The sequence below is a fragment of the Neptuniibacter sp. UBA6509 genome, from assembly GCA_002435145.1.
GTDB lineage: Bacteria > Pseudomonadota > Gammaproteobacteria > Pseudomonadales > Balneatricaceae > Neptuniibacter.
This window is the reverse complement of record DJLT01000100.1, coordinates 1-2,559: the sequence shown is the minus strand read 5'-3', so window position 1 is coordinate 2,559 and position 2,559 is coordinate 1. Positions and strand designations below refer to the sequence as shown.

At 41.4% G+C, this 2,559-nt stretch carries 2 protein-coding genes and 1 pseudogene; all 3 read left to right on the top strand.

Annotated features, from left to right (window positions below):
- A pseudogene (locus B4K11_RS12780) lies at positions 1–491 on the top strand (glycosyltransferase family 2 protein); the annotation flags it as partial.
- Complete coding sequence (locus tag B4K11_RS12775) at positions 481–1,476, top strand: glycosyltransferase family 9 protein (RefSeq protein WP_292950433.1); 996 nt, start codon at positions 481–483, stop codon at positions 1,474–1,476. The pseudogene B4K11_RS12780 and the gene B4K11_RS12775, both read left to right, overlap by 11 nt.
- 20 nt (positions 1,477–1,496) lie before the next feature.
- Positions 1,497–2,559: hypothetical protein (locus B4K11_RS12770; protein WP_292959422.1), on the top strand; the 1,063-nt coding region annotated here is incomplete at its 3' end.

Below are 2,559 nucleotides of genomic sequence, written 5' to 3'. Positions count from 1 at the left end.
AATTGAATGACCAGAATGTTTATTCGATTACCCGGAGTAATTTCTATAAAGATAGGGAAGTGAAGCACTGCTGGGGCAAAGATATTATTGTTAGATTATACAATCGCAGCCAGACTGACTTTAACAGTAGTAAAGTCCATGAATTGATTGTGACTGACGGCTTTAAAATTGAAGCGTTACAGGGCGTTGTTCGACACTATCCTTATCAAAATATATCCCAGTTCATTATTAAGTTGGATAAATATTCTTCTCTATTTGCTGAAGATAAACAAGGTATTAAGCGTTCATCGCCACTCAAAGCTTTCCTAAATGGCGGTTTCTCATTTTTTAAAACTTATCTGCTTAAACGTGGCTTTATGGATGGTTCTGCTGGGCTGATTATTGCGTTTTCCCATATGGCTACCAATTTCTATAAGTACATGAAACTTTATGAATTGAATAAATTAGCTGCTAGTGATCGATCTAATAAAGAGGAATCTCATGACCGCTAGTGTATTGATTACTCGACATGACAAAATTGGTGACTTTGTTGTCGCATTGCCTATGTTTAAGTGCCTAAAGGCTGCAAGACCAGAGCTAAGGGTCATTGCGCTGGTAGCGAAAATCAATCTCAGTCTTGCACGTGAATTACCCTATATAGACGAAGTGATTGAGTACAAACCTGATGATATGGGGGCAACTTTAGCCGCGATTAAAAAGGCTAAGTGCAGTGTTAGTATTTCAGCGTTTATTGATAGTCAGTTAGGTGTTCTACTTTGGCGTGCGGGGATACCAACAAGGATTGGCCCTGCCACGAAATTAGCGCAAATTTGGTTTAATCGCCGTGTGAAACAGCGCCGAAGCCAGGTCAATAAAACTGAATTTGCTTATAACTTGGATCTATTAAAAGCTTTTGATAGTTCCATTAAACCAGAATTTACTAAACCTCTATTCGAATTGCCCCAAGCTGATTGTGAAACAGCAATACAGAAGTTTCGGCAGCAGTTTGATATAGAAAGTACTCTTCCTATTGTGGCGTTTCACCCCGGCAGTGGTGGAAGTACGGATGGTAATTTAACGTTGGATCACTATATAAAGCTAGCTAAAGCGGTGAGTCAGCAAGGCTGTAGTCAGGTTGTATTTACTTTTGGGCCTGATGATGGCGATCTGGTTGCGGATGTTTCTTCACAGCTGGGTGATCAAGCCATTTTGTATACGTCTCAGGGAAGTGTTTATGATTTTGCACTTTTACTGAGTGGTTTTTCGCTGTTTGTCAGTACCTCCACAGGCCCTATGCATTTGGCAGCGGGTAGTAATATTCGGACAGTGTCGTTTTTTGGTGATATCAAAGTGGCTTCACCCGCTCGTTGGGCTTCGGTCAATCAGACGGATTATCAACACAACTATACTCTTTCAAGCGGATACTCCGAGGAACTCTATTCTGAGATCGAGACCGCGCTTTTAGGATTGATTGAGCAAGGCAAGCATTGTCATTAAGGTTTTAAAGAGGGATCGTTTTGTCAGACCATAAACCGTCACAAGAAGATCGTCAGCATCCTTGGGACCCCTATTCAGATCAGCCCTATATTATTAGGGATAAAGCTTACAAAAAGCGTATGAAGCGTAAGCACCTCAAGGATTATCTGTTTACGTTTTTAACATCCTGCCTGGTTTTTCCGATCGCGATAGTGACTTGGTTATTTAATCGCAAGACTGAAGAGTCAGGACGTCATTTTTTCTCTTTATGCGTGAATTTAGACAAAGGAGAAGAGCAGTATGAGCTTGTAGAGGAGCTTGGTTGTGAAAGCCTTCAGGTTCGTTTTTTCCTCTCTGAGATGGATCGGATTGATGAATATTGTCGTTTTATCGAGGGGTTTAACGGGAAGGATGTTCTTTTGTTGGTTGTGCAAAGCCGTGAGCATATTAATGACTCAAAACTTCTTGCGGAAGATATAAATACCGTTTTCACTAAATTTTCCCCCTTTGTTAAGCAATACCAAATAGGAACCACCATTAACCGTTCTAAGTGGGGTTTCTTTTCTGTTGCTGAATACCTGCGTTTTTATCAGGTAGTTCAGACAGTAAGAGATGAACAATTCTCGCAACTGAGGTTGTTAGGTCCCTCTGTTATCGATTTTGAATATCCTTATTTGATTAGAGCGCTTTTTAATGGTTTTAATGTTCGCTTCGATAAGATCGCAGCATTGCTCTATGTAGATAGGAGAGGGGCACCTGAGAATCCACAGATGGGTGTGTTTGATACGCTTAATAAAATAGGCCTTCTACATAGTATTGCCCGATTGAGCCCGAAGACATCGAGCCGCTTATTGCTAACGGAAGCAAATTGGCCGCTCGAAAAGACTGCTCCTTGGGCGCCCACGAGTGAAACTGAGTGTGTCAGTGAAAGCGATTATGCGAATTTTATGTTGCGCTACTATTTACAAGCATTGGCATCGAAACGGGTGGAATCAGTTTATTGGCATCAATTGATAGCGCCAGGTTATGGGCTGGTGGATAGTCGCGAGGGTTTACGTAAGCGAGATGCATTTCAGGTATTCAAAACTATGACAGCGCTCTTAG